The organism is Comamonas odontotermitis (assembly GCF_020080045.1).
Classification (GTDB): domain Bacteria; phylum Pseudomonadota; class Gammaproteobacteria; order Burkholderiales; family Burkholderiaceae_C; genus Comamonas; species Comamonas odontotermitis.
On the sequence record NZ_CP083451.1, the window covers coordinates 685,359 to 710,660 of the forward strand.

Annotated in this window: 23 protein-coding genes; 20 read left to right on the forward strand and 3 right to left on the reverse strand. The window is 61.5% G+C overall.

The features are described 5' to 3' along the window. Nucleotides 1-76: 76 nt before the first annotated feature. The 20 genes from hslV to LAD35_RS03195 all read left to right on the forward strand — a co-directional run bounded on the left by hslV (nucleotide 77) and on the right by LAD35_RS03195 (nucleotide 22,665). Complete coding sequence (hslV, locus tag LAD35_RS03100) at nucleotides 77-622, forward strand: ATP-dependent protease subunit HslV (protein ID WP_224151263.1); 546 nt, start codon at nucleotides 77-79, stop codon at nucleotides 620-622. 141 nt (nucleotides 623-763) lie between these two features. Further along, nucleotides 764-2,080, forward strand: a complete 1,317-nt coding sequence (hslU, locus tag LAD35_RS03105) for an ATP-dependent protease ATPase subunit HslU (protein WP_224151264.1) — start codon at nucleotides 764-766, stop codon at nucleotides 2,078-2,080. 639 nt (nucleotides 2,081-2,719) lie between these two features. After that, a complete protein-coding gene (mraZ, locus tag LAD35_RS03110; protein WP_224151265.1) occupies nucleotides 2,720-3,145 on the forward strand; it encodes a division/cell wall cluster transcriptional repressor MraZ in 426 nt (141 codons plus the stop codon). Nucleotides 3,146-3,152: 7 nt separating this feature from the next. Continuing rightward, nucleotides 3,153-4,082: a 16S rRNA (cytosine(1402)-N(4))-methyltransferase RsmH gene (rsmH, locus tag LAD35_RS03115; protein WP_224151266.1), complete on the forward strand. Its 930-nt coding sequence runs from the start codon at nucleotides 3,153-3,155 to the stop codon at nucleotides 4,080-4,082. 43 nt (nucleotides 4,083-4,125) lie between these two features. After that, complete coding sequence (gene ftsL / locus LAD35_RS03120) at nucleotides 4,126-4,407, forward strand: cell division protein FtsL (RefSeq protein ID WP_224152572.1); 282 nt, start codon at nucleotides 4,126-4,128, stop codon at nucleotides 4,405-4,407. Continuing rightward, nucleotides 4,404-6,149: a peptidoglycan D,D-transpeptidase FtsI family protein gene (locus LAD35_RS03125; protein ID WP_224151267.1), complete on the forward strand. Its 1,746-nt coding sequence runs from the start codon at nucleotides 4,404-4,406 to the stop codon at nucleotides 6,147-6,149. The genes ftsL and LAD35_RS03125 overlap by 4 nt, the downstream gene beginning before the upstream one ends. Beyond that, nucleotides 6,146-7,666: a UDP-N-acetylmuramoyl-L-alanyl-D-glutamate--2,6-diaminopimelate ligase gene (locus tag LAD35_RS03130; RefSeq protein ID WP_224151268.1), complete on the forward strand. Its 1,521-nt coding sequence runs from the start codon at nucleotides 6,146-6,148 to the stop codon at nucleotides 7,664-7,666. Before LAD35_RS03125 ends, LAD35_RS03130 begins: the two co-directional genes overlap by 4 nt. Before the next feature lie 2 nt (nucleotides 7,667-7,668). Beyond that, nucleotides 7,669-9,093, forward strand: a complete 1,425-nt coding sequence (locus LAD35_RS03135) for a UDP-N-acetylmuramoyl-tripeptide--D-alanyl-D-alanine ligase (RefSeq protein ID WP_224152573.1) — start codon at nucleotides 7,669-7,671, stop codon at nucleotides 9,091-9,093. Next, on the forward strand, nucleotides 9,087-10,265 hold the full coding sequence (gene mraY, locus LAD35_RS03140; RefSeq protein WP_224151269.1) for a phospho-N-acetylmuramoyl-pentapeptide-transferase: 1,179 nt from the start codon (nucleotides 9,087-9,089) through the stop codon (nucleotides 10,263-10,265). The genes LAD35_RS03135 and mraY overlap by 7 nt, the downstream gene beginning before the upstream one ends. Before the next feature lie 5 nt (nucleotides 10,266-10,270). Further along, nucleotides 10,271-12,280, forward strand: coding sequence for a UDP-N-acetylmuramoyl-L-alanine--D-glutamate ligase (murD, locus tag LAD35_RS03145; protein WP_224151270.1), 2,010 nt, complete (start codon nucleotides 10,271-10,273; stop codon nucleotides 12,278-12,280). After that, entirely contained in the window at nucleotides 12,277-13,545 is a 1,269-nt protein-coding gene (gene ftsW / locus LAD35_RS03150; protein WP_224151271.1) for a putative lipid II flippase FtsW, read from the forward strand. The genes murD and ftsW overlap by 4 nt, the downstream gene beginning before the upstream one ends. Continuing rightward, a complete protein-coding gene (gene murG, locus LAD35_RS03155; RefSeq protein ID WP_224151272.1) occupies nucleotides 13,542-14,603 on the forward strand; it encodes an undecaprenyldiphospho-muramoylpentapeptide beta-N-acetylglucosaminyltransferase in 1,062 nt (353 codons plus the stop codon). Before ftsW ends, murG begins: the two co-directional genes overlap by 4 nt. Further along, on the forward strand, nucleotides 14,600-16,033 hold the full coding sequence (gene murC / locus LAD35_RS03160) for a UDP-N-acetylmuramate--L-alanine ligase (protein WP_224151273.1): 1,434 nt from the start codon (nucleotides 14,600-14,602) through the stop codon (nucleotides 16,031-16,033). Before murG ends, murC begins: the two co-directional genes overlap by 4 nt. Further along, nucleotides 16,030-17,004 (forward strand): D-alanine--D-alanine ligase, encoded by a 975-nt coding sequence (locus tag LAD35_RS03165; RefSeq protein WP_224151274.1) that lies wholly within the window; start codon nucleotides 16,030-16,032, stop codon nucleotides 17,002-17,004. The genes murC and LAD35_RS03165 overlap by 4 nt, the downstream gene beginning before the upstream one ends. An 18-nt stretch (nucleotides 17,005-17,022) precedes the next feature. Continuing rightward, nucleotides 17,023-17,820 carry a cell division protein FtsQ/DivIB gene (locus LAD35_RS03170; protein ID WP_224151275.1) on the forward strand — a complete coding sequence of 266 codons (798 nt, stop codon included), beginning with the start codon at nucleotides 17,023-17,025 and terminating at the stop codon, nucleotides 17,818-17,820. A 61-nt stretch (nucleotides 17,821-17,881) separates the two neighbouring features. Further along, nucleotides 17,882-19,111 (forward strand): cell division protein FtsA, encoded by a 1,230-nt coding sequence (gene ftsA, locus LAD35_RS03175; RefSeq protein WP_184706309.1) that lies wholly within the window; start codon nucleotides 17,882-17,884, stop codon nucleotides 19,109-19,111. A 165-nt stretch (nucleotides 19,112-19,276) separates the two neighbouring features. After that, on the forward strand, nucleotides 19,277-20,524 hold the full coding sequence (gene ftsZ, locus LAD35_RS03180; protein WP_184706307.1) for a cell division protein FtsZ: 1,248 nt from the start codon (nucleotides 19,277-19,279) through the stop codon (nucleotides 20,522-20,524). 338 nt (nucleotides 20,525-20,862) lie between these two features. Then, on the forward strand, nucleotides 20,863-21,786 hold the full coding sequence (gene lpxC, locus LAD35_RS03185) for a UDP-3-O-acyl-N-acetylglucosamine deacetylase (RefSeq protein WP_224151276.1): 924 nt from the start codon (nucleotides 20,863-20,865) through the stop codon (nucleotides 21,784-21,786). 9 nt (nucleotides 21,787-21,795) lie between these two features. Further along, complete coding sequence (locus LAD35_RS03190; protein WP_224151277.1) at nucleotides 21,796-21,972, forward strand: hypothetical protein; 177 nt, start codon at nucleotides 21,796-21,798, stop codon at nucleotides 21,970-21,972. Nucleotides 21,973-22,206: 234 nt separating this feature from the next. Continuing rightward, nucleotides 22,207-22,665: an RcnB family protein gene (locus LAD35_RS03195; protein WP_224151278.1), complete on the forward strand. Its 459-nt coding sequence runs from the start codon at nucleotides 22,207-22,209 to the stop codon at nucleotides 22,663-22,665. Between the two features lie 321 nt (nucleotides 22,666-22,986). On the opposite strand, the gene ruvC is transcribed toward LAD35_RS03195, so the two are convergent. The 3 genes from ruvC to aroE all read right to left on the reverse strand — a co-directional run bounded on the left by ruvC (nucleotide 22,987) and on the right by aroE (nucleotide 25,259). Then, complete coding sequence (gene ruvC, locus LAD35_RS03200) at nucleotides 22,987-23,535, reverse strand: crossover junction endodeoxyribonuclease RuvC (protein ID WP_184706299.1); 549 nt, start codon at nucleotides 23,533-23,535, stop codon at nucleotides 22,987-22,989. Between the two features lie 76 nt (nucleotides 23,536-23,611). Next, on the reverse strand, nucleotides 23,612-24,397 hold the full coding sequence (locus LAD35_RS03205) for a transglycosylase domain-containing protein (RefSeq protein ID WP_224151279.1): 786 nt from the start codon (nucleotides 24,395-24,397) through the stop codon (nucleotides 23,612-23,614). A 16-nt stretch (nucleotides 24,398-24,413) separates the two neighbouring features. After that, nucleotides 24,414-25,259, reverse strand: a complete 846-nt coding sequence (gene aroE / locus LAD35_RS03210) for a shikimate dehydrogenase (RefSeq protein WP_224151280.1) — start codon at nucleotides 25,257-25,259, stop codon at nucleotides 24,414-24,416. Between the last annotated feature and the right edge of the window lie 43 nt (nucleotides 25,260-25,302).

Below are 25,302 nucleotides of genomic sequence, written 5' to 3' on the forward strand. Positions count from 1 at the left end.
TCTGCCGCCGGGCATGGCTGAAATTCAGCCCCGAGGGACTTGGAATGCAAGGTGAGGGCTCCATATACCGGAGACTATGGAACAGTATCACGGCACAACCATTCTCAGCGTGCGGCGCGAAACGCCGCAAGGCATCCAGGTCGCCATTGGCGGCGACGGCCAGGTCACTCTGGGCAATATCGTCGTCAAGGGCACGGCACGCAAGGTGCGCAAGCTCTACGGCGGCAAGGTTCTGGCAGGGTTTGCCGGCGCAACGGCCGATGCATTCACGCTGTTTGAACGCTTCGAGGCCAAGCTGGACAAGCACCAGGGTCAGTTGACCCGTGCAGCCATCGAGCTGACCAAGGATTGGCGCACCGACCGCGTGCTGCGCCGTCTGGAGGCCATGTTGGCGGTGGCCGACCATACCGCCTCTCTCATCATCACCGGCAACGGGGATGTGCTGGAGCCCGAGCAAGGCATCGTGGCCATCGGCTCGGGTGGAGCCTACGCCCATTCTGCTGCCAAGGCCTTGCTGAACAATACCGACCTGTCTGCAGAAGACGTGGTGCGCAAGTCGCTCGGCATCGCGGGTGAACTGTGTATCTACACCAACATGCACCACACCATCGAGACACTGTAACCCTCTCTCTTCATCAGGCGATTGCCTTCCCGGCCACTTTCTGCGCGCGGGATGGATGCGGGAAGCAGATGCAGACTAAATACTACTGAATTGATAGCTATCGGCGCTTTTCAGTGAAGCGCTAAACGGGATTTTTGCCATATGTCATCGATGACGCCTCAGGAAATCGTTTCCGAACTCGACAACCACATCGTCGGCCAGGCCAAGGCCAAGCGCGCCGTGGCCATTGCGCTGCGCAACCGCTGGCGCCGCCAGCAGGTGGCAGATGGGCTGCGCCAGGAGATCACGCCCAAGAACATTCTGATGATCGGCCCCACCGGCGTGGGCAAGACCGAGATTGCCCGCCGTCTGGCCAAGCTGGCCGATGCGCCGTTCATCAAGGTGGAGGCGACCAAGTTCACCGAGGTGGGCTATGTGGGCAAGGATGTGGATGCCATCATCCGCGATCTGGCCGAAGTGGCCATCAAGCAGACGCGCGCCACGGACATGAAGAAGGTGCGGGCCCGCGCCGAAGATGCGGCCGAAGAGCGGGTTCTGGATGTACTGCTGCCGCCGGCACGCACTGGCGAAGCGGCGCCTGATACAGGCACGCGCCAGGTGTTCCGCAAAAAGCTGCGCCAGGGCGAGCTGAACGACAAGGAAATCGAAATCGACCTGGCCGAGGCCAAGCAGCAGATCGAGATCATGGGCCCGCAGGGCATGGAAGAAATGGCCGAGCAACTGCGCGGCATGTTCAACCAGATGGGGCAGGAAAAGCGCAAGACCCGCAAGCTCAAGATCGGCGAGGCATTGCAGCTGATTGCCGATGAAGAGGCGGCCAAGCTGGTCAATGAGGACGATGTGAAGACCCGGGCAATCGACAACCTGGAGCAGAACGGCATCGTTTTCATCGATGAAATCGACAAGGTTGCCGCGCGCCAGGAAAGCAGCGGCGCCGATGTGTCGCGCCAGGGCGTGCAGCGCGACCTGCTGCCGCTGGTCGAAGGAACCACGGTTTCCACCAAGTACGGCATGGTCAAGACCGACCATATCCTGTTCATCGCCTCGGGTGCCTTCCATCTGGCCAAGCCCAGCGACCTGATTCCCGAGCTGCAGGGGCGTTTCCCGATCCGGGTGGAGCTGGAATCGCTGTCGGTGCAGGATTTTGAAGCCATCCTGACGCAGACCCACGCCTCGCTGGTCAAGCAGTACCAGGCGTTGCTGGCGACCGAAGGGGTGACGCTCGATTTTCGTCCCGATGGCATCACCCGCCTTGCCTACATCGCCTTCGATGTGAACGAGCGCACCGAGAACATCGGTGCCCGCCGTCTGGCAACGGTGATGGAGCGGCTGCTGGAGGAGATTAGCTTCGATGCCACCCGTCTGGGGGGGCAGACCATCACCATCGACGCTGCCTATGTGGACGGCAAGCTGGGCTCACTCAGCCAGAACGAAGACCTGTCGCGTTACATCCTATAAGAACGTGTTTAGGATCTCTACGCAGCCGCGCTGGAATGCAATCGGGATGAGCTCGAAGCGATGGGCCGCGGCCTGCGCGGGTGCATGCAAGCAAGGGCCAGCGTGCAGAAATCGCCTGATTTCACTCCAACCCGAAGGGGCAGTGGTTCTGCGGGCGCCCGGCCTGGCTGTTGGCTACGCACTGCGCCCCTCGCCAGGCGCCCCGCAGAGCGGCTGTCGCGGCGCGAGGATATCGTAAACACGTTCTAAGGTAGATCGGCCCCTCCATCAGCGTATGATGCACAGCGCGCTCGCCACATGTTGGCGGGCGCTTGCTTTTGTGCCATGCATCGTTTTGCAGGTTGTCATGCAGATTGTTTATTTGTAACCAAAAGAATCTGAAACGACGCCCATTTTCGCCGAAAAGTGCTCAGAGTCTGGATCTAGAGGCGATCCTAAGTGCTTATGAATTAACGGAAATTTTTTCAGCGTTTTGGCGATGATGCGGATATAAGTTATTGATTTATTTGTGTTTTCATTGCAAATGATTGTGTGAGGTTTTGGTGTGCTGGGTAAATCCTGATACAGTGGGGAAAAGTGCAATTTTGTGGGAGAAAGTGCACTTTCCAACCATCGGAACCCATCACCAAAGACCACACCGTGTTTCAGGGAGCCTCTTCACTCAGCCTCGATGCCAAGGGTCGGTTGTCCATACCGACCCGGCATCGTGACGCGCTGGTGCAGGCTGGTGGCTCGATCACCATCACGCGCCATCCGCATGGCTGTCTGATGGTGTTTCCCCGCGATGAGTGGGAGGTGTTCAGTTCCAAGATCGCCAAGCTGCCGCTGGATGCCCAGTGGTACAAGCGCATGTTTCTTGGCAATGCGATGGAAGTGGAAATGGATGCGACCGGCCGTGTGCTGGTGTCGCCTGAATTGCGCGCGGCTGTCGGCATCACCAAGGAAGCGATCCTGATGGGCATGGGCAGCCATTTCGAACTATGGGACAAGGCTACCTACGAAGCGAAGGAAGCCGAAGCCCTGGAAAAGATGACGCCCGAGGCGTTGAAAGACTTTGCATTCTGAGGTGCGTGTGGAAAACAAGAACTATCAACACACCACCGTCCTGCTGAACGAGGCGGTTGACGCCTTGCTGCAGGCATCTGTGGACCAGGACCCCATCTTTGTCGATGGCACCTTCGGGCGCGGCGGGCATTCGCGCCTGGTGCTGTCCCAACTGCCGCCCAATGGGCGGTTGATTGCTTTTGACAAGGATGTGGAGGCCATTGCCGAGGCGGCGCGCATCAGTGACGCCCGGTTTTCCATTCGCCACCAAGGCTTCAGCCACATGGCGGAACTCCCGGCTGCATCGGTTGCCGGAGTGTTGCTGGATCTGGGTGTGAGCTCGCCCCAGATCGACAGTCCTGAGCGCGGGTTCAGTTTCCGCTTCGACGGCCCGCTCGACATGCGCATGGACACCACTCGCGGCCAAAGCGTGGCCGAGTGGTTGCAAGAGGCGGAAATGCAGCAGATTGCGGAGGTGATACGTGACTTCGGTGAAGAACGGTTTGCTGGCCCCATTGCAAAGGCGATTGTTGCGCGGCGGGAGGCTGGCTCGCCAGTCGCCACCACTGCCGATCTGGCCGAGCTCGTGGCTGGCGCAGTCAAGACCCGCGAGGCTGGGCAAAACCCTGCCACGCGCACATTCCAGGCTCTTCGGATTTTCATCAATGCCGAGCTTGAGGAGCTCGAGCAGGCGCTAGAGGCCAGCCTGCGGGTGCTGGCGCCTGGCGGCCGGCTGGTGGTGATCAGCTTCCATTCGCTGGAAGACCGCATCGTCAAGCAATTCATTGCCAGGCATTCCAAAGAGGTCTATGACCGCCGCGCGCCCTTTGCGGCGCCGCAGCCCATGCGCCTCAAGGCTCTGGAGCGTGTCAAGCCCAGCGAGGCGGAAGTTGCGGCCAATGCACGTGCCCGCAGTGCCGTGATGCGCGTGGCAGAGCGTACGGAGGTGCCAGCATGAGCGCGCTGTACCTGCCCGCATTCAAGACGAAAGGATATCTGTGCTGCTGCGCCTGAATATCCTTTTGCTGATTCTGTCGATCCTCAGCGCCATGGCGCTGGTGCAGTCACAGTATGAAGCGCGCAAGCTGTTCACCGAGCTGGACCGCACGGTGGCGCAGTCGCGCCAGTTGGAAACCGACCACCAGCGCCTGCAGGTGGAAAAGCGTGCCCAGGCCACGCCGCTGCGCCTGGAGCAGTTGGCGCGCGACAAGATGGGAATGCAGACGGCAACGCCTGCGGTGACTGTGTATGTGCCCGAGCCTGGCGTGGGAGCTGCGCAATGAGCCGCGACATGCGTTACTCCACCAGCCCGCTGCTTGCCGAGCGTACGCCCATGTGGCGCAGCCGCTTCGTCATGCTGGCGCTCGCACTGGGTTTTTTCTGCCTGATCGGGCGCGCAGCCTACGTGCAGGTGATCGGCAATGACTTCTTCCTGCGGCAGGGCGAAGTGCGCTTTGCGCGCACTATCGAATTGCCCGCCAATCGTGGCAGGTTGCTGGATCGCAATGGCCTGATCCTAGCTTCCAGCGTGCCGGCCGCCAGCATCTGGGCGATTCCCGAGGATGTGGACCAGGACGATGCGGCCACCCAATCCAAGCTGCGCGAGATCGCCAAGCTGATGGGTATGCCCTACACCCAGCTCAATGCCAAACTGGCTGACGAAGACAAGAGCTTTGTCTGGATCAAGCGGCAGCTGGATTGGGACATCGGCCAGAAGATCAAGACGCTGGATGTCAAGGGCATCTACCTGCGCAAGGAATACAAGCGCCAATACCCGGAAGGTGAATCTGCAGCCCACGTCGTGGGCTTCACCAATGTGGAAGACCATGGCCAGGAAGGCATGGAGCTGGCCTTCGACAAGGAACTGGGTGGCAAGGCCGGCTCGCGCCGTGTCATCAAGGACCGCCTGGGGCGCGTGGTGGAAGGCGTGGGCGTCGAAACTCCGCCACAGGAAGGCCAGGACATCCAGCTCTCCATTGACAGCAAGGTGCAGTTCTTCGCCTACCAGAAGCTGCGCGACCAGGTTGCCGCCTTCAAGGCCAAGGCAGGTAGCGTGGTGGTGATGGATGCGCACACGGGCGAAGTGCTGGCGCTGGCCAACTACCCCAGCTATGACCCGAACAACCGCCTGCGGCTGACCGGCGAACAGCTGCGCAACCGCGCCATCACCGATACCTTCGAGCCAGGCTCGACCATGAAGCCGATCACCGTGGGAACCGCGCTGGAGCTGGGGCGTGTCAAGAACACCACCATCATCGACACCACGCCGGGTCGCTATGCCATTGGCGGCTTCACGATCACCGACACCCACAACTATGGTGCGCTGACCGTGGACGGCGTGATCCAGAAGTCGAGCAACGTGGGCGCGCTCAAGGTGGCGCAGAAAATGTCGGCGCAGGAAATGTGGAATGTGCACTCCGCCCTGGGTTATGGGCAGAAGCCGCAGATCGCCTTCCCCGGCGCGGCCAGTGGCCGCCTGCGTCCCTGGAAGAGCTGGAAGCCTGTGGAGCAGGCCACCATCTCCTATGGCTATGGCCTGTCGGCTTCGCTGTTCCAGATGGCCCGCTCGTACACGGTCTTCTCCAATGACGGCAACGTGATTCCGGCCACCATGCTCAAGAGTGTGGGCCGCCCGGCAGGCACACCCGTGTTTTCGAAGAAAACGGCAGAGCAAGTGCGTCACATGCTGTGGCTGGCGGCAGGGCCTGGTGGCACCGGCCAGAAGGCGCAGACCGTGGGCTACTCGATCGGCGGCAAATCCGGTACCGCGCGCAAGCAGCAAGGCAAGGGCTATGCAGCGGGCAAGTACCGCGCGTGGTTCACTGGCATCGCTCCAATCGAGAATCCGCGCATCATTGTCGCGGTGATGATCGACGAGCCATCGCAAGGCAGCTTCTATGGCGGTACGGTGGCAGGCCCTGTGTTCAGTGAAGTCGTGCAGCAGACCTTGCGCCTGATGGGTGTGCAGCCTGATATGACCGTCAAGCCGCAAATCGTTGCCAACGAAGTGGAGGAGCCGCTATGAATGCGACTCCTCAACTGCTGCGCAGCGTGGATGAAGCCATGGCTTGGCTCAAGGCTCGTGTTACCGGTGGTACCTTGCAGACCGACAGCCGCAAGGTGCAGCCCGGCGATGCCTTCATTGCCTGGCCTGGCGGCGTCACCGATGGCCGTGCCTACGTGGCGCAAGCCGTGCAGCGTGGCGCTGCTGCGTGCCTGGTCGAGCAAGCTGGCATGGAGCAATTCGATTTCGCGGGCATGCCTGTGGCGGCCATGCCTGAACTCAAGGCGGCAACGGGCAAAATTGCCAACGCATGGTTTGGTGAGCCCAGCCAGTCGCTGGACGTGCTGGCGATCACCGGCACCAATGGCAAGACCAGCATCAGCTGGTGGCTGGCACAAGCCGTGGCGCATCTGGCCGAAGCAGGGGTGTTGCCGCACCGCGGCAGTGCGCTGGTGGGGACCCTGGGCGTCGGCATCCCACCACACCAGCTGGATGTGACGGGGATGACCACCCCCGACCCCGTATTGCTGCAGCGCGCATTCCGCAATTTTGTGGATGCGGGTTACGGCGCCTGCGCCATCGAAGCTTCGTCCATTGGCATCGAGGAGCACCGGCTTGCTGGTACGCGCATCAAGGCTGCGATCTTCACCAACTTCACCCAGGACCACCTGGATTACCACGGCAACATGGACGCCTATTGGGCAGCCAAGCGTGCGCTTTTCGCGTGGCCTGGCTTGCAGGCTGCGGTGGTGAATGTGGACGACCCCAAGGGGGCGCAACTGGCGACCGAATTGGCGGCTGAGGCGCTCGACTTGTGGACGGTCTCGATCGCTGACGACTCGGCTGCGCGTCTGTCGGCGCGAGACATCCGTGCTGGCGAGCGGGGCCTGGTGTTTGAGGTGGTGGAAGGCGGCAAGCCCGTCACGCTTCACAGCCAGGTGATCGGTCAGTACAACGTGCTCAACCTGCTGGAGGTGATTGCCTGCGTGCGAGCGCTGGGCGTGGGCCTGCAGCAGGCAGTGGATGCATGCGCTGGAATGGCCGCTGTGCCTGGCCGCATGGAGCAGGTAACCGAAGCCGGAGCGCCTCTGATTGCGGTCGACTACTCGCACACGCCCGATGCACTGGAGAAAGCCTTGCAGGCCTTGCGACCGCTTGCAGCGCAACGCGCTGGCAAGCTCTGGTGCGTATTCGGCTGCGGCGGCAACCGTGATGCCACCAAGCGCCCACAGATGGGGCGCATTGCGCAAACCCAGGCAGATGAAGTGATCGTGACCAGTGACAACCCCCGCGGCGAGGCGCCATTGGCCATCATTGAGGACATCGTGCAAGGCATGTCGAAAAGCGCGCATTGGCATGTGCAGGCCGACCGTGCTGCCGCAATCGGCGAAGCCGTGTGCCGGGCCGCCAGCGAGGACGTGATCCTGGTGGCAGGCAAGGGGCATGAAGACTATCAGGAGATTGCAGGTGTGAAGCACCCGTTTCTCGACACAGCGCAGGCGAAGGCGGCGCTGGCCAAGCGGAAAGAACAACTATGACGATGATGACCCTGCACCAGGCGCTGGGGTTCATCCAGCAGCACATCCCACAGGCAAGGCTTGTGGGTGACGGTGCAGTGCCGCTGCTGCGTGTGCACTCCGATTCGCGCAGCCTGCAGCTTGGTGATTTGTTTGTGGCGCTCAAGGGTGAGCGCTTTGACGGAAACGTGTTTCTGGCGCAAGCCAGGTCGGCGGGCGCGGTCGCCGCATTGTGCAGCGTCGATCCTGTCAGCGCAGGCCTGCCCGGCATTGTGGTGCCGGATACCCTCAAGGCCTTGGGGGCGCTGGCTACCGCATGGCGTGCGCAGTTTGCCTTGCCTATGGTGGCGGTCACGGGCAGCAACGGCAAGACCACGGTCACGCAAATGATTGCGTCCATCCTGCGGGCGCATGCAGGTGACGCTGCGTTTGCCACCCGCGGCAATTTGAACAATGAAATCGGCGTACCACTCACCTTGCTGGGTATGACTGCAGACCACCGCATCGGTGTGGTGGAGCTGGGCATGAACCATCCCGGTGAAATTGCGCTGCTGGCCGCCATGGCGCAGCCGACGGTGGCTCTGGTCAACAACGCACAGCGTGAACACCAGGAATTCATGCATACCGTTGAGGCGGTGGCGCGTGAAAACGGAAGCGTGCTGTCTGCATTGCCTGTCAACGGCGTGGCGGTTTTCCCGGCAGGCGATTTGTACACGTCGCTGTGGCAAGGCTTGGCTGGCGCCCGCACCAGTTTGCTGTTTGGCGACGAGGCTGACGGTGCCCAGGTATTTGCCCGCAATGTGGCCTGGGGCGACGGCGCCTGGACGCTGGAGCTGTACACACCATCCGGCAGTGCGGCCGTTGCGCTGCAAATAGCAGGCCGGCACAACGTGCGCAATGCGCTGGCTGCTGCTGCATGCGCGCATGCAGCGGGTGTACCAATCGCTGCCATTGCGCAAGGATTGACTGCGTTCGAGCCAGTCAAGGGCCGGTCGCGTGCGCTGTCGGTGGCAACGCCCGCGGGTAAGGTCACCGTGGTGGATGACACCTACAACGCCAATCCCGATTCGGTCGAGGCCGCCATTGAGGTGCTGCGCGAGTTGCCTGCACCGCAACTGCTGGTGCTCGGCGATATGGGTGAGGTCGGCGACAACGGTCCGCAATTCCATGCGGAAGCAGGCACGCTGGCACAGCAGAAAGGCATTCCGCAATTGTTTGCGCTGGGTGCACAGAGTGCATTTGCTGCCTCAGCGTTTGGTGCAGGCGCTCGGCATTTTGAGAGCATGCAGGCCTTGCAAGAGGCGGTATGTGCGGTGATGCCTCATGTAGGCAGTGTGTTGGTCAAGGGTTCGCGGTTCATGAAGATGGAGCAAGTGGTGCAGGCGATGCAAGCCTGTGCAGGCAAGACAGACAATGCGCAGGGCACCTGCAAGGAGGCAGCATGCTGATACTGCTCGCCAGTTGGTTGCAAAGCTTGTCGCCGGAGTTCAGCTTTCTGCGGATCTTCCAGTACCTGACGTTCCGCGCCGTGATGGCGGCGCTGACCGCCTTGATCATCGGGCTTGTGGCTGGCCCCAAGGTGATCCGCACCTTGAGCGCCCTGAAGATCGGCCAGCCCATTCGGGGCTATGCCATGCAGTCTCATTTGAGCAAGAGCGGCACGCCGACCATGGGTGGCGTGCTGATCCTGCTGTCGATCCTGATTTCGACCCTGCTGTGGTTCGATCTCTCCAACCGCTTCGTCTGGGTCGTTCTTGCGGTGACCTTTGGCTTTGGCGCCATTGGCTGGGTGGACGATTGGCGCAAGGTGGTCAACAAAGACCCCGAAGGCATGCGCTCGCGCGAGAAATACATGTGGCAGTCGATCATCGGCCTGGGCGCTGCCTTGTATCTGGTGTTCTGTATTTCCGAGAACACCAATACCGAGGTGTGGAGCCTCTTTGTCAGCTGGGTCAAATCCGGGTTTTCGCTTGATCTGCCGCCCAAGGCTGGGTTGATGGTTCCCTTCTTCAAGGAGGTGAGCTATCCGCTGGGCGTGCTTGGCTTTGTGATCCTGACATACCTGGTGATCGTTGGCTCCAGCAATGCCGTCAATCTGACCGATGGCCTGGATGGCCTGGCCATCATGCCGGTGGTGATGGTGGGTTCGGCCCTGGGTGTGTTCGCCTACGTCACAGGCTCTGTCAATTTCTCGCGTTACCTGCTCTTTCCGCACATTGGTGGCGCAGGTGAGCTGCTCATTTTCTGCTGTGCCATGCTTGGCGCGGGTCTGGCCTTCCTGTGGTTCAACACCCATCCAGCGCAGGTCTTCATGGGGGATGTGGGCGCATTGGCGCTGGGCGGTGCGCTGGGCACCATCGCCGTCATCGTGCGCCAGGAAATTGTGCTGGCCATCATGGGCGGGGTATTCGTGGCCGAGGCCGTGTCGGTGATGATGCAGGTGGTGTGGTTCAAGTACACCAAAAAGCGTTATGGCGAAGGCCGCCGGCTGCTGAAGATGGCGCCGCTCCACCACCATTTCGAAAAGAGTGGCTGGAAGGAGACGCAGGTTGTGGTGCGCTTCTGGATCATCACCATGCTGCTGTGCCTGATTGGCCTGTCCACCCTGAAGCTGAGGTAAACACCATGTCTGCCGAAGCCTTCAAACCCCTCACCGACAACCCTGCGATGGCGCCGGGTGGCACTGCGCCGGTGGCTGATTCTGCGCCGCACGCAGCGGATGAAAATGCGACGCTGGTGCAAGGAATGCAGGCACCAATTGCTTCTGAGCCCGTGGCAGCCTTTGCTGTCGAAGATGGAGCTGCGCCGCCAGTGCCGCAAGGTGATGTGGTGGAGGGGGACGCATCTGCAGCGCCCAGTGCCGATGAGGGAAATGCTGCCGCGCCTGTGGCACCTGATGCAGTCGTTGAGCTTGCCGCGCCTGTTGCAGAGCCCATTCCTGATGTATCCACACTGACGGCGGCCAAGGATGCTGCCGCCTTTGTGGCGCAGATTTTTGCAGACCCCAGCATCTCCGATGCCGCCAGTGGTGAAGTGACGGCAGTAGCCGCACAGCCTGCCGAGCAGGCGGTGGAATACCCACCGGTGCCAGTGCAGTGGCCGCAAGGTCAAGTACAGCACCTGCAGGGGCAGCGGGTGCTGGTGCTGGGCTTGGGCGCCTCTGGCCTCGCCATGGCACGCTGGTGCGTGCGCGCAGGCGCGGAAGTGACTGTGGCAGACACGCGCGAAGCGCCGCCCCAGCTTGCCCAATTGCAGACGGAGTTGCCTGCGGTACGCTTTGTGGCGGGCGACTTGTCTGCTGCCTTGATTGATGGCCAGAGTATGGGCGCGGTATACCGCTCTCCAGGCCTGAGTCCTGCTGTCGTAGCCCCGGTTGTGGAGGCCGCGCGAGCCATTGGCCTGCCCGTCAGTGGCGAGCTCGACCTTTTCTCAATGGCGCTGGGCGGCCTCGCGCAAGCGCATGGCTACCAACCCAAGGTGCTGGCCATCACTGGCACCAATGGCAAGACCACAGTCACCTCGCTTACGGGGCAACTGCTTGAGCACGCCGGTATCCGCACTGCGGTGGCTGGCAACATCGGCCCGACCTTGCTTGATACCTTGTCTGAACGCATCGATGCCGAAGACCTGCCGCAGGCCTGGGTGCTGGAGCTGTCCAGCTTTCAGCTCGAAGACGCGCATGCATTCGAGCCGACGGCCGCCACGGTGCTCAACATCACGCAGGATCACCTGGACTGGCACGGCAGCATGCAGGCCTATGCCGCCGCCAAGGCCCGAATCTTTGGCAAGAGCGCCTTGATGGTGCTCAACCGTGATGATTCGATGGTGATGGAAATGCTGCCGCCACCCGTACGCATCAAGCTCCAACGCCCTCAATTGCGCGCGCACATCAGCTTTGGGTTGGATATGCCCAGCCAGCCTGGCGATTTCGGGCTGGAAGTGGTCAATGGCATGGCATGGCTGGTGCGGGCGCAAGATGATGGCAACAGTGCCAGCAACAAGCGCAACCAGGCTGCGAGCGACGAAATTTTTGTACAGCGCCTGATGCCGGCCGATGCCTTGCGCATTCGCGGTCGCCACAACGCCATGAACGCACTGGCTGCGCTGGCGCTGGGCCATGCCGCGGGCGCAGCGTTCGGCCCGATGCTGTTTGGCCTGCGCGAGTACCGGGGCGAACGCCACCGTGTCGAGCCCATTGGCGTGGTGGATGACATCGAGTACTTCGACGACAGCAAGGGCACCAATGTCGGTGCAACGGTTGCGGCCCTGATGGGGCTGGGCGCGGACCGCAAAATTGTTCTGATCCTGGGTGGCGACGGCAAAGGCCAGGACTTCTCGCCGCTGGCAGATCCTGTGTTGCGCTATGCGCGCACGGTGGTATTGATTGGCCGCGATGCGCCGCTGATCGAAGAAGCGCTGGCCGACACGCATGTGCCGATGCAGCATGCGCAGACCATGGAAGAGGCGGTGCAGCTATGCAGCCAGCAGGCCCGCGCGGGTGATGCGGTGCTGATGTCTCCGGCCTGTGCCAGTCTGGATATGTTCAGGAACTATGCCCACCGTGCCGAGGTGTTCTGCCAGGCGGTCGCCACACTGGCCGAAGAAAAAGGCAGCAGCCTGGAGGTGCAGCCATGAGCGCAACCACAGCACTGCGTGACAAGTTTGGTGGCTGGTTCAAGCCGGCAGGTGAGAAGCCTGTCGACATTCTGCCGGTGCGCGTGGGTGGCAATGAGTACCGCCAGATGCCTACCAACACAGCCAGTTTCTTTGGTGCCGACCAGGTGCTGATCTGGCTGGTGGTGGCAATTCTGTCGTGGGGCATCGTCATGGTGTTCTCTGCCTCGATTGCCATGCCGGACAACCCTCGCTTCGGCAAGATTGCGCATTACTATTTCTTCCAGCGCCACCTGCTGAGCGTGGGGCTGGGCTTTGTGGCTGCGGTGCTGGCATTCCAGATTCCCATGAAGGTCTGGGAGCGCTGGGCGCCCTGGCTCTTCATCGGCTCCATTCTCATGCTGATTGCGGTGCTGATTCCGCATGTGGGCACGGTGGTAAACGGCGCGCGCCGCTGGCTGTCGCTGGGTATCATGAACTTCCAGCCGTCCGAGCTGGCCAAGATCGCCGTCATCATGTACGCGGCTGATTACATGGTCCGAAAGATGGAGGTGAAGGAGCGCTTCTTCCGTGCCGTGCTGCCCATGGGCCTGGCGGTAGGCATTGTCGGCGCACTGCTGCTCGCCGAGCCTGACATGGGGGCGTTCATGGTGATTGCCGTGATCGCCATGGGCATCCTGTTTCTGGGCGGCGTCAATGCACGCATGTTCTTCATCATCGCGCTCATTCTGGTGGCAGCCTTTGCCATGATCGTGATGACATCCGAATGGCGCCGCGAACGTATCTTTGCCTACCTGGACCCATGGAGCGAAAAGCATGCCCTGGGCAAAGGCTACCAGTTGTCGCATTCGCTGATTGCAATCGGGCGGGGTGAGATTTTTGGTGTGGGCCTGGGCGGCAGTGTGGAAAAGCTCCACTGGCTGCCCGAAGCGCATACTGACTTCCTGCTGGCCGTGATTGGGGAGGAACTGGGGCTGGTGGGCATTGTGATCCTGCTGGGCCTGTTCTTCTTCATGATCCGCCGCATTGTCGAGATCGGCCGCCAGGCCATCCGAATGGACCGGATCTTCTCGGGCCTAGTGGCCCAGGGGGTTGCCATCTGGATCGGTTTCCAGACCTTCATCAACGTGGGGGTGAACCTGGGTGCCCTGCCAACCAAAGGCTTGACGCTGCCGTTGATGAGCTTTGGCGGCTCGGCCATCTTGATGAACCTGGTTGCCATCGCCATCGTGCTACGCATTGATTGCGAGAACAAGGCGATGAGTGCGGGAGGTGCGCGCTCATGAGCAAGACCGCACTCATCATGGCTGGTGGTACAGGGGGACACATTTTCCCGGGGCTGGCCGTGGCGCAAGAGCTGCGCGACCGCGGCTGGACCGTGCATTGGCTGGGTGCTCCCGGCAGCATGGAAGAGCGCCTCGTTCCACCACGGGGTTTTCCGCTGGAGAGGGTGGAGTTTTCCGGTGTGCGCGGCAAGGGGGCTGCATCCTTGCTGGACCTGCCCCTGCGCATGGCCAAGGCGCTGTCGCAGGCGCGTGCCGTGCTGCGCAGTGTGAAGCCCGATGTGGTGGTCGGCATGGGTGGTTACATCACCGTTCCTGGTGGGCTCGCTGCAGTATTGAGCGGGGTGCCCATGGTGCTGCATGAGCAGAACTCGGTTGCCGGCATGGCCAACAAGTTGCTGGCGCGTTTTGCCAAGCGCGTGTTCAGCGCCTTCCCTGAGGCGATTGCTGGCGCCGAATGGGTAGGCAACCCTTTGCGAGCAGAGTTCACGCAGCAACCCGAGCCAGCAGTCCGCTTTGCGGGCCGCACGGGCCCTCTGCATTTGCTGGTGGTGGGCGGCAGCCTGGGCGCCAAGGCGCTGAACGAGGTGGTCCCCCAGGCGCTGGCCCTGATGCCTGAGGCCTCTCGGCCACGGGTCACTCACCAAAGCGGCGCCAAGCAGATCGACGCGCTGCAGGCCAACTATGCGGCAGCAGGTGTGCAAGCCACCTTGACCCCGTTCATTGACGACGCCGCCAAGGCCTATGCCGACGCGGACATCATCGTCTGCCGCGCGGGTGCCAGCACGGTGACGGAGCTGGCCGCCGTGGGTGCCGCTGCGGTGTTCGTTCCTTTCCCTGCCGCAGTGGATGACCACCAGACGGCCAATGCGCGTTTCCTGGTGGATTGCGGTGCAGGGTGGTTGGTGCAACAAAGCGTTCTAAGCGCACAAAATCTGGCTGAAATGCTAGAAAATATAGAGCGCTCCACGTTGGTGGAGAAAGCGCAAAAGGCAAAAACAATGCAGAAACTGGAAGCCGCACAACGTGTGGCTCAAGCTTGCGAGGAGGTGGCACGATGAAGCACGCCATCCAGCGCATTCACTTCGTGGGTATCGGTGGCGCCGGCATGAGCGGCATTGCCGAGGTGCTGCACAACCTGGGCTATGTGGTGTCGGGTTCGGATCTGTCCGACGGTGCCACCTTGCAGCACCTGCGCGACGCAGGCATCACCACCTTTGTCGGCCATGATGCGGCGCATATCGCCAACGCACAGGCCGTGGTTACCTCCACGGCGGTACAGGCTGACAACCCCGAGGTGCTGGCCGCACGCGCCAAGAACATTCCTGTGGTGCCCCGCGCGCAGATGCTGGCAGAGTTGATGCGTCTGCGCAAAGGCATCGCCATTGCCGGGACACACGGCAAGACCACCACCACCAGCCTGGTCACGAGCGTGCTGGCCGAAGCGGGCTGGGACCCGACCTTTGTGATTGGCGGCAAGCTCAACAGTGCAGGTGCCAATGCGCGGCTGGGCAGCGGTGAGTACATCGTGGTCGAGGCCGATGAGTCGGATGCGTCGTTCCTGAATCTGCTACCCGTAATGGCGGTGGTCACCAACATCGATGCCGACCACATGGACACCTATGGCCACGACTTCGGCCGTCTTAAATCGGCGTTCGTCGATTTCCTCAACCGCATGCCGTTCTACGGCAACGCCATCGTCTGCACCGACAGCCCTGCCGTGGCCGAGATTGTGGACCGCGTAGCCTGCACGGTCACGACCTACGGATTGAACGAGGCTGCACAGATCCGTGCGGTCGATGTACACGCCGACAACGGCCAGATGCGCTTCACCGTGCAGCGCCGTACTGCCGAAGGCCTGCCAGATCTGGATGTGGTGCTCAACCTGCCTGGCGAACACAACGTGCTCAATGCGCTGTCTGTCATTGGTGTGGCCATGGCGTTGGGACTGGATGACGCAGCCCTGCTGCGTGGACTGGCAGGTTTCAAGGGTGTGGGCCGCCGTTTTCAGCGCTATGGCGAAGCAAGCCTGGCAGATGGTGGAAAGTTCACCGTTATTGACGATTACGGCCATCACCCCGTCGAAATGGCTGCCACCATTGCGGCCGCGCGCGGCGCGTTCCCGGGCCGTCGTCTGGTGCTGGCCTTCCAGCCCCATCGCTACACCCGCACACGCGATTGCTTCGAGGATTTCGTCAAGGTGATCGGTGGCGCCGACGCCGTGTTGCTGGCCGAGGTGTATGCCGCTGGCGAAGCACCGATTGTGGCGGCCGATGGCCGGGCACTGGCGCGCGCGGTGCGCGTGGCAGGCAAGGTCGAGCCCATCTTTGTAGAACAGATTGCCGAGCTGCCGCAAGCGATTGTGGACCATGCCAAGGATGGCGATGTGCTGTTGTGCATGGGCGCAGGATCGATCGGTTCCGTGGCCGGTAAAGTAATGGATTTGCTATCAAATAATGAGCGTATTGCGCAGAAGGAGAGCGCGGTATGAGTGAAAAAATGATGAATATCGATGTGAAGGCGCTGGGCAAGGTTGCGGTGCTGATGGGCGGCAGCTCTGCCGAGCGCGAAGTCTCGCTGATGTCCGGCAAGGGCGTTCTGGCAGCGTTGCAATCCAAGGGCGTCGATGCGCATGCGTTCGATCCTTCCGTGCAAGACCTGGGCGAACTGCGCAAGCAGGGCTTTGCGCGCTGCTTCATCGCGCTCCATGGTCGCCATGGAGAGGATGGCACGGTGCAAGGCGCGCTGGAGCTGCTCGGCATTCCCTACACGGGCCCAGGCGTCATGGCATCAAGCATTGCGATGGACAAGATCATGACCAAGCGCATCTGGCGCTTTGAAGGACTGTCCACCCCGGAGTGGCGCATGGCTGCCAGCGAGCAGGATACGCGTGATGCGCTCGTAGCGCTGGGCTCGCCCATGATCGTGAAGCCGGCCCGCGAAGGCTCGACCATCGGCCTGTCCAAGATCAGCACGCCCGAAGAATGCGCCAAGGCCTACGAACTGGCATCGCGCTATGACCCGGAAGTGCTGTGCGAGCAGTTCATTGAAGGCCTGGAGACTACCTGTGCGGTGCTGGGCCAGGGGCGCAATGCGAAGGCATTGCCGGTGATCAAGATCGTGGCGCCCGAAGGCAACTACGACTACCAGAACAAGTACTTCACCGACACCACGCAGTATTTCTGCCCCAGCGGCCTGCCTGCCGACATGGAGGCTGCCATTGGTGATCTGGCGGAAAAGGCCTTCCGCACCCTGGGGTGCCGTGGCTGGTCGCGTGCCGATGTGATGGTGCGTGCCTCCGACAACAAGCCTTTCCTGCTGGAGATCAACACATCTCCCGGCATGACCGGCCATTCGCTGGTGCCGATGGCTGCTCGCGCCACCGGCATGAGCTACGAAGACCTGTGCCTGCACCTGCTGGCATCGGCATCCACCGACGCGGCGCAAGGCGCCGAGGTTTGAAAGAAGGACAGACACACCATGGAACAGACCATGCCAGTCCCCTTTGACGTCAGACTCATGAACATGCTGGCAACGGCATTGTTCGTGGGTTGCGGCGCCATGGTGCTGGCAGCCGGTGCGCGCTGGGCCATCCACCACCCTGCGCTCAGCATTGCCCGCATCGTGGTGCAAGGCGAGATGGAGCACAACAGTGCCGTTTCGTTACAGGCCAATGTGATGCCAGCGCTCAAGGGCAACTTCTTCACCATGGATCTGGACGAGACACGCAAGATTTTCGAGCAGGCGCCGTGGGTGCGTCAGGCTCAGGTGCGGCGCGAGTTTCCGCACACCCTGTCGGTCACGATCACCGAACAGGATGCGGCGGCCGTCTGGGGAGCAGAGGGCGAATCGCGCCTGCTCAACAGCGATGGCCAGATGTTTGAAGGAGATTCCACAGACCCGGATCTGCACAACCTGCCTCACCTGTCTGGCCGCGCTGGCAGGTCGATGGAGGTGCTGGGCATGTTCCGGGCACTTGCCCCGATCTACGCCAAGCTCGACAACCCGCTGGTTGCGCTGGACGAAAGCAGCAGCGGCAGCTGGAAGGCTACCTTGCAATCGGGTGCGGTGATAGAGATGGGCCAAGGCACAGAAACAGAAGTGCGCCAGCGTGTGAGCAAGTTTGCCGAGTCCCTGCCGGAGGTGACGGGCATGTACAAGCGGAGCGTTGCTTCGCTGACGTCTGCCGACCTGCGCCATGCTGGCGGTTATGCCGTTCGCATGCAGGGTGTGAGCACGGGCTCAACCTCGGCGGCCAGACCTGCACCCAAAAAGTAGAACATTCAGAGATGCGAAACATGAACCATACCAATCACCCAATCATCGAGGGCAACTGACCATGGCACGAGACAGCAAAGATGTAGTGGTAGGCCTTGATATCGGCACGGCCAAAGTCATGGTGGTTGTGGCTGAAGTGCTGGGCAATGGTGAGCTGAAGCTGGCCGGGCTGGGCGTGGCGCCTAGCAATGGTTTGAAGCGCGGTGTGGTGGTGAATATCGATGCCACGGTGCAAAGCATTCAGCAGGCTTTGAAGGAGGCCGAGCTGATGGCCGACCTGAACATCCAGCGCGTCTACACCGGCATCACGGGCAGCCACATCCGCGGCATCAATTCCAGCGGCATGGTGGCAGTCAAGGACAAGGAAGTGTCGGCCGCCGATGTGGCGCGTGTGCTGGATACGGCCAAGGCCATCAATATTCCGTCGGACCAGCGCCTGCTGCTGGTGGAGCCGCAGGAGTTTGCGATTGACGGCCAGGATGTGCGCGAACCCATCGGCATGAGCGGCCTGCGCCTGGAGTCGAAGATCCATATCGTGACCGGCGCGCAAAGTGCGGCCGAGAACATCATCAAGTGCGTGCGTCGCTGTGGCCTGGAAGTGGAGCAGCTGCTGCTGAATCCCCTGGCGTCGAGCCAGGCCGTGTTGACCGATGACGAGCGTGAGCTGGGCGTTGCCGTGGTCGACATCGGTGCAGGCACCACCGATGTGTCGATCTTCACTGGTGGCGCCATTCGCCACACGGCGGTGATCCCTATTGCCGGCGACCTGATCACCAGCGATATCGCCATGGCGCTGCGTACGCCCACCAAGGATGCGGAAGACATCAAGGTTGAGAGCGGCTGTGCCAAGCAGCTGCTGGCCGATCCGGACACGCAGGTCGATGTACCAGGCCTGGGCGATCGCGGCCCGCGCCTGTTGTCCAAGCAGGCATTGGCCGGTGTGATCGAGCCGCGTGTGGAAGAGATTTTCTCGCTGGTGCAGCAAGTCATCCGCGAGTCAGGTTATGAGGAGGTGCTGTCGTCGGGCATTGTGCTGACGGGCGGCAGCGCCGTGATGCCGGGCATGGTCGAGTTGGGGGAGGACATCTTCCTCAAGCCCGTGCGCCGCGGCATTCCCAAGTATTCCGGCACTCTGGCCGAGATGGTGGCCCAGCCCCGCGCTGCCACCGTCATGGGCCTGCTGGAAGAAGCCCGCATGGCACGCATGCGTGGCTACAAGGTGGCCCAGAAAACCGGTTCGGTGAAATCGGCTTTTGGGCGTTTGAAGGACTTTATTGTGGGGAACTTTTAACCATGCATGACAGCACTTGTTGGCTGGCGCAAAGCAGCCCTTCAGTGCCCAAGGTTCACGACCCTTGGCGACCGATAGGGCCACCAGCAACCATTTGTTCATTAAAGAGTGAATTATCCGTAACCCAATTTTTTCATGTTGACGCGCGAGCGAGAGGAGCAGGCAATGACCATCGAAATGTATGAAGGCAACACATTCAACCAGGGCACCCAGATCAAGGTGATCGGCGTGGGCGGCGGCGGCGGCAACGCTGTCGAGCACATGATCGCCAACAGTGTTCAGGGTGTCGAGTTCATTTCGGCCAACACCGATGCGCAGGCATTGGAGCGCTGCCATGCCCATCGCGTGATCCAGTTGGGTGAAACCGGCTTGGGCGCTGGCAGCAAGCCTGAAAACGGCCGTGAGGCAGCCGAATCCGCCATCGAAGATATCCGCTCCGCTATCGCTGGCTCGCACATGCTCTTCATTACCGCAGGCATGGGTGGTGGCACGGGCACGGGCGCTGCACCAGTGATCGCACGCGTAGCCAAGGAGATGGGCATCCTCACCGTGGGCGTGGTGACCAAGCCGTTCGAGTGGGAAGGCAAGCGTCGCATGTCCAACGCCGACGGGGGCCTCACCGAGCTGGAAGCCAACGTGGATTCGCTGATCGTGGTGCTCAACGAGAAGCTGCTGGACGTGTTGGGTGACGACATCACCCAGGACCAGGCGTTTGCGCACGCCAACGACGTGCTGAAGAATGCGGTTGGCGGCATCTCCGAAATCATCAACGACCACGGCTACATCAACGTCGACTTTGCCGACGTGAAGACCGTGATGAGCGAGCCAGGCAAGGCCATGATGGGCACGGCCACTGCCAGCGGCCCGGACCGTGCACGCATTGCTGCAGAGCAAGCGGTGGCATGCCCGCTGCTGGAAGGTATCGACCTGTCGGGTGCCAAGGGCATTCTGGTGCTGGTGACGGCGACCAAGGGCAGCCTGAAGCTGGCCGAATCGCGCCAGGCCATGAGCACGATCAATGCCTACGCATCGCCTGAATCGCATGTGATCTTCGGCGCAGCTTACGATGAAACCCTGGGTGACGAGATCCGTGTGACCGTGCTGGCCACCGGCCTGTCGCGCCCTGTGGCCAAGCGCCAGCCCATCTCGGTGATTCAGGGCAGCGCCGGCCTGCGTACGGGCACGGACGACATTGCCTACACACCACAATCGGTGAACGCACCAGTGACTGGCCTGGCCGCGCAAACCGCCATGCCCATGGGCACCGGTTTTGCGAACGACTTTGCCGACAAGAAGACCCCATCGGTCTGGCGCACCGGGCGCAACGCGGCTTCGGCTCGTGTTGACGCCATGTCGTCGAGCGGCATGGAAGATCTGGAAATCCCTGCCTTCCTGCGCAAGCAGGCAGACTGAGTGGTGTAAAGGCCCCATCCATTGCCCGGGGCACATGGATGAATCAAACTGCAACGCGCTGCAACCTTTGGGGTTGTCAGCGCGTTGTTATTAGAACGTGTTGACGATCTCCTCGCGCTGGCCCCTCGAACTCATCCCGATGGCACTCCAACGCGGCTGCGTAGAGATCGTCAACGCGTTCTCAGAGACGTGCCTGGCACGTGTCTGCGATCTCTCCGCATCTGCTTTGCGCACAGATTGGCAAAATCTGCAAGCAAATGGGCAACAGACCTTCGCTATCCGGGCGATTGGTATTTTGTGCAGTCTCACAGGCTGGCACGGCGTAAAATCAACAGGTTATGCTTCAGCAACGTACCATCAAATCCCTGACCCGCGCCGTAGGCGTGGGCTTGCACAGCGGCCAGCGTGTGGAGTTGACCCTGCGTCCCGCGCAGGCCAATACCGGCATCGTGTTTCGCCGTGTCGATCTGCCCGAGCCGGTGGATATTCCGGTGAATGCGGACGCGGTGGTGGACACCCGCATGGCCTCGACCCTGGGCAAGGGCGATGTGCGTATCCACACGGTGGAGCATGTGATGTCCGCTTGCGCTGGCCTGGGCATCGACAACCTGTACATCGATGTGACGGCTGAAGAAATACCGATCCTCGATGGCTCGTCCGCCTCGTTCGTTTTTCTGCTGCAAAGCGCGGGCATCGAGTTGCAGAACGCGCACAAGCGTTTTCTGCGCCTGCTCAAGCCGGTGGAGATCCGGCAGGGCGAGGGCAATAATCTCAAGTGGGCCCGACTGGATCCCTACCATGGCTACAAGCTGCGCTTCGAGATCGATTTTGCGCATCCGGCTGTGGACTCGACCGGCCAGATGTTCGAGTTCGATCTGGGTGCTGGCAACTACACCCGCGACATCGCCCGTGCGCGTACTTTCGGCTTCACCAAAGATGTGGAAATGCTGCGCTCCAATGGCCTGGCACTGGGCGGCGGTCTGGACAACGCCATCGTGATGGACGATTACAAAGTCCTCAACAGCGATGGGCTGCGCTATGACGATGAGTTCGTCAAGCACAAAATTCTGGATGCCATGGGCGATCTGTATATCGTGGGCTACCCGCTGCTGGCGGCCTACAGTGCCTTCCGCTCCGGCCACGGGCTCAACAACCTGCTGCTGCGCGAGTTGATGCAGCAGCGCGATGCCTGGGATATCGTCACCTTCGAGCATGTGCGTGAAGCGCCTCAGGGCTTTGCCCAGGCAGCACTTGCCTGGTAGGCCCGCGGCATGGTGATGTTCCGCTGGATCTTCATGCTGCTGGTGTTGATGTCGGCCATCAGCTTCTGTGTCTATTTGGGTACCGGCCAGCACCGGTATCGCCAATGGTCTGTGCTGCTGATCAAGTGGACCGTGATTGCGGCGCTGGCGTTCTTTGCGGTATTGTTTGTGGGCCGCATGGTCTGAAGGTAAAAATTCCGTAAACAGGCCCATGCTTTTGGCGCCCGCTGCTGCCCCGAAATGGCATGTACAGGGCTTTTGCGGCAGATTTGATGCTCCTGAGGCGCTTTACACAAGGCATACAGAGGGTAACCCTGGGTCTGAGGGGTAAACCGCAGGTCTCTGCCTCACGTTAAAGAGTCATGCACAGCGGTAATGGGTGAACCCGGCGCCGCCTCGTTTTTCGAAAGGAAACAGGTCATGAAGAAACTGAGCAGCACGATCTCCACCATCGCAGGCAGCCTGGGCATTGCCCTGGCATGCGCCATGGTCGTGAGTACACCAGTACAAGCCCAGCCCAATGGCCGTGGCCCTGATGGCTATGGCCCCCCCGGCCAGCAGCGCCATTGGGACCGTGATCGTGGCCATGACAGGCGCTATGACGATCATCGTCGTGACTACCGGCATGACCACCGTCCTCCCCCTCGTGTCGTCGTGGTGCCCGATCGGAGGCGCGGCGTGGGTCCGCGCAACGACTGGTACCGCGGCGGCTACGTACCCGCGCCCTATCGTGGATACAGCTATGTGGTGGGCGACTGGCGAATGCACCGCCTCGCGCCGCCGCCAAGAGGTTACCAATGGATTCAATACGGAGGTGACTATCTGCTCATCGCCGTCGGTACCGGGCTGATTGCCAATATTGTCTTCAATGCGAACTGATACTGTCTGTATGCGGCCATAATTCGGGGTTTGTCCGCGCTCTGGGTTGAACCTTTGGGCGCTGACCCCATCCAAAGCTTACTTTGGTGGCTGCACCTGATGCCGAGCACTGCTTCACGGGGTGCCCGGATCCACGCATGAGGAGTCCTGCAGCCGGCCAGACCTGTGCGCCTACGAAGTGCACAGGTTTTTTTTTGTCCAGCCAGTCCGCAAGCTTGGTAATGCACGCCATCGCTTGCAGGGCAAGCCAATGAATCGATGGAGCTAGTGCAGCCGGATGGAGGCTCGTGGTGCTACGAGAGCCTGCTTCGGCTTGGATTCTCAGTAACTGCGGCCAGCCTTGTACATGGCGTGCTGTTTGCGTTGCAGCGGGCTTGCCTCGGACATGCGCGCCATGGCGAGGCCCGCATGCGCATGGGTGATCGCCAGGCCCAGGGCATCGGCGGCGTCGGTGCCGGGCAGGCCGGGAAGGTGCAACAGGCGCTTGACCATTTCCTGGATCTGGTTCTTGGCGGCGCGGCCATGGCCCACCACGGCCTTCTTCATCTGCAGTGCGGTGTACTCGGCCACCGGCAGGTTTTGCGACACCAGAGCTGTCAGCGCACAGCCACGCGCCTGGCCCAGCAGCAAGGTCGATTGCGGATTGACGTTGACAAAGACGATTTCGACCGAAGCCATATGGGGTTCGTAGCGCTGACAGACTTCGGAGATGCCATCAAAAATCATCTTCAACCGGCCGGGGAGATCTCCCAGATCCAGGGTAGTGGTGCGGATGGTGCCGCTGGCCACATAGGACAGACGTTGCCCATTGACGTCGATCACGCCAAAGCCGGTGGTCTGCAGGCCGGGGTCAATACCAAGAATTCTCATGCAATGGAAATGATAGCTACTTGTGCCTGTCGGTTCTGCGCCAGAGGCCTGTTCTGCTCAAAATGGCAACGGGCCTTCATGGCAGCTCAGCATAGCGCATGCGTGCCGCGATCGTGGCGGTGCGGCGGTTCAGATAAGCAGTTTGCGGATTTTTTTCGGCTCCCTTGGGATTGGGCAGCATGATGGCCAGGCGCGCTGCCTCGTGTGGCGCCAGCTGCGCTGCTGGTTTGCCAAAGTAATGCTGTGCAGCAGCCTCGGCGCCAAAGATGCCATTGCCCCATTCGGCGTGGTTCAAATACAGCTCCAGAATGCGCTGCTTGGGCAGCAGGTACTCCAGCATGTAGGTAAGGGCCAGTTCCTGCCCTTTGCGCAACAGGCTGCGCTCGGAGGAGAGCAGCAGGTTCTTGGCCAGTTGCTGGGTGATGGTGGAGCCGCCCATGAGCTTGACCGGCCTCGTGGGCACTGTGCTCGGGTCAAAGGCTTCGCCGCGTTTTTTGGCCTGGGCCTCCGCACGGGCAACGGCCTGCTCCTGCTGCTGCTCTGCACGTTCCATGGCCCGGGCATTGCGTGCGCGGGCTTTTTCAATCGCATCCCACTGCACACCGTCGTGGTTCGCAAAATCATCGTCTTCAGAAGCAATGACGGCGCGCTTCAAATGGTCGGAGATGCGGTTGTAGGGCATCCACTGCTGGCTCCACCGCAGATGGCCTTCGTGCTGTACCTGGCGCCAGGCCTCACTGCGCTCGAACGCGGTGGATGCGGGGTCGATGGATGCCATCAGCGCTATGCGACCTACAAAGAACAGCTGCAGGCCCAGTGCCACCAGCAGTGCCCAACCCAACCAGCGTGCGATGCTCTTCATGACAGTATCAGTACGCTCAATGCGGCGCCAGTTCGGCCCGCACCTGTGCCAGCACAGGCTGCGATGGCGGACGCACGCCCCGCCACAGCCAGAAGGCTTCAGCAGCCTGTTCCACCAGCATGCCCAGGCCGTCGCGCCCGGTTGCACCGTGCTGTGCCGCCCATTGCAGGAATGGCTCGGCAGCAGGGCCGTACATCATGTCGTACACCAGCGTGCCGGCACGCAGCACATGGGGTGGCACCGGGATGGCCGCGCCCTGCATGCTGCTGGCAGTGGCGTTGATGATGACATCGAAAACACCTGTCAGTGCACTGCTGTCAAGCGCCAATAGATCTGTTTTGTATAGCTTTGCAACGTAGGTGTGTTGCTCCGTCAGGTCTTGCGCCTTGCTGTGTGTGCGGTTGCACACCACCAGTTGGGCCGGGGCTTGTTCCAGCAGCGGCGCCAGTGCGCCGGCTGCAGCACCGCCCGCGCCCAGCAGCAGCACGCGCTGGCCGCGCAGGGCCACGCCAGCATTGCGGGTGATGTCGGCGACAAGGCCCAGGCCATCGGTGTTGTCGGCGTGGATGCGGCCATCTGCGCCCACCACCAAGGTGTTGGCAGCGCCACAGAGCGCCACGCGGTCGCTGCGCGTATCGGCCAGGCGTGCTGCATCAAGTTTGAACGGGACGGTGACGTTCATGCCCCTGGTGCCACTTTGTACAAGCTGGCGCAGGTGTGTTTCAAATGCATCCAGCGGCACCAGTTCGCGCTCGTACACCAGGGATTGGCCTGTCAGTTCGGCAAACAGGCTGTGGATGCGGGGTGAGCGGCTGTGGGCGATGGGGTTGCCCATGACGCAGTAGCGGTCGGCGGTAGACATGGTGGTGCGCGTGGAAAAACGGGCACCAAAGTGCCCGCTGCAT

What these genes read in the sequence shown, in the direction of transcription:
- hslV (WP_224151263.1), top strand. Translation starts at nt 77, where the DNA reads ATGGAACAGTATCACGGCACAACCATTCTCAGCGTGCGGCGCGAAACG.
- hslU (WP_224151264.1), top strand. Translation starts at nt 764, where the DNA reads ATGTCATCGATGACGCCTCAGGAAATCGTTTCCGAACTCGACAACCAC.
- LAD35_RS03125 (WP_224151267.1), top strand. Translation starts at nt 4,404, where the DNA reads ATGAGCCGCGACATGCGTTACTCCACCAGCCCGCTGCTTGCCGAGCGT.
- LAD35_RS03130 (WP_224151268.1), top strand. Translation starts at nt 6,146, where the DNA reads ATGAATGCGACTCCTCAACTGCTGCGCAGCGTGGATGAAGCCATGGCT.
- LAD35_RS03135 (WP_224152573.1), top strand. Translation starts at nt 7,669, where the DNA reads ATGATGACCCTGCACCAGGCGCTGGGGTTCATCCAGCAGCACATCCCA.
- mraY (WP_224151269.1), top strand. Translation starts at nt 9,087, where the DNA reads ATGCTGATACTGCTCGCCAGTTGGTTGCAAAGCTTGTCGCCGGAGTTC.
- murD (WP_224151270.1), top strand. Translation starts at nt 10,271, where the DNA reads ATGTCTGCCGAAGCCTTCAAACCCCTCACCGACAACCCTGCGATGGCG.
- ftsW (WP_224151271.1), top strand. Translation starts at nt 12,277, where the DNA reads ATGAGCGCAACCACAGCACTGCGTGACAAGTTTGGTGGCTGGTTCAAG.
- murG (WP_224151272.1), top strand. Translation starts at nt 13,542, where the DNA reads ATGAGCAAGACCGCACTCATCATGGCTGGTGGTACAGGGGGACACATT.
- murC (WP_224151273.1), top strand. Translation starts at nt 14,600, where the DNA reads ATGAAGCACGCCATCCAGCGCATTCACTTCGTGGGTATCGGTGGCGCC.
- LAD35_RS03165 (WP_224151274.1), top strand. Translation starts at nt 16,030, where the DNA reads ATGAGTGAAAAAATGATGAATATCGATGTGAAGGCGCTGGGCAAGGTT.
- LAD35_RS03170 (WP_224151275.1), top strand. Translation starts at nt 17,023, where the DNA reads ATGGAACAGACCATGCCAGTCCCCTTTGACGTCAGACTCATGAACATG.
- ftsA (WP_184706309.1), top strand. Translation starts at nt 17,882, where the DNA reads ATGGCACGAGACAGCAAAGATGTAGTGGTAGGCCTTGATATCGGCACG.
- ftsZ (WP_184706307.1), top strand. Translation starts at nt 19,277, where the DNA reads ATGACCATCGAAATGTATGAAGGCAACACATTCAACCAGGGCACCCAG.
- lpxC (WP_224151276.1), top strand. Translation starts at nt 20,863, where the DNA reads ATGCTTCAGCAACGTACCATCAAATCCCTGACCCGCGCCGTAGGCGTG.
- LAD35_RS03190 (WP_224151277.1), top strand. Translation starts at nt 21,796, where the DNA reads ATGGTGATGTTCCGCTGGATCTTCATGCTGCTGGTGTTGATGTCGGCC.
- LAD35_RS03195 (WP_224151278.1), top strand. Translation starts at nt 22,207, where the DNA reads ATGAAGAAACTGAGCAGCACGATCTCCACCATCGCAGGCAGCCTGGGC.
- ruvC (WP_184706299.1), bottom strand. Translation starts at nt 23,535, where the DNA reads ATGAGAATTCTTGGTATTGACCCCGGCCTGCAGACCACCGGCTTTGGC.
- LAD35_RS03205 (WP_224151279.1), bottom strand. Translation starts at nt 24,397, where the DNA reads ATGAAGAGCATCGCACGCTGGTTGGGTTGGGCACTGCTGGTGGCACTG.
- aroE (WP_224151280.1), bottom strand. Translation starts at nt 25,259, where the DNA reads ATGTCTACCGCCGACCGCTACTGCGTCATGGGCAACCCCATCGCCCAC.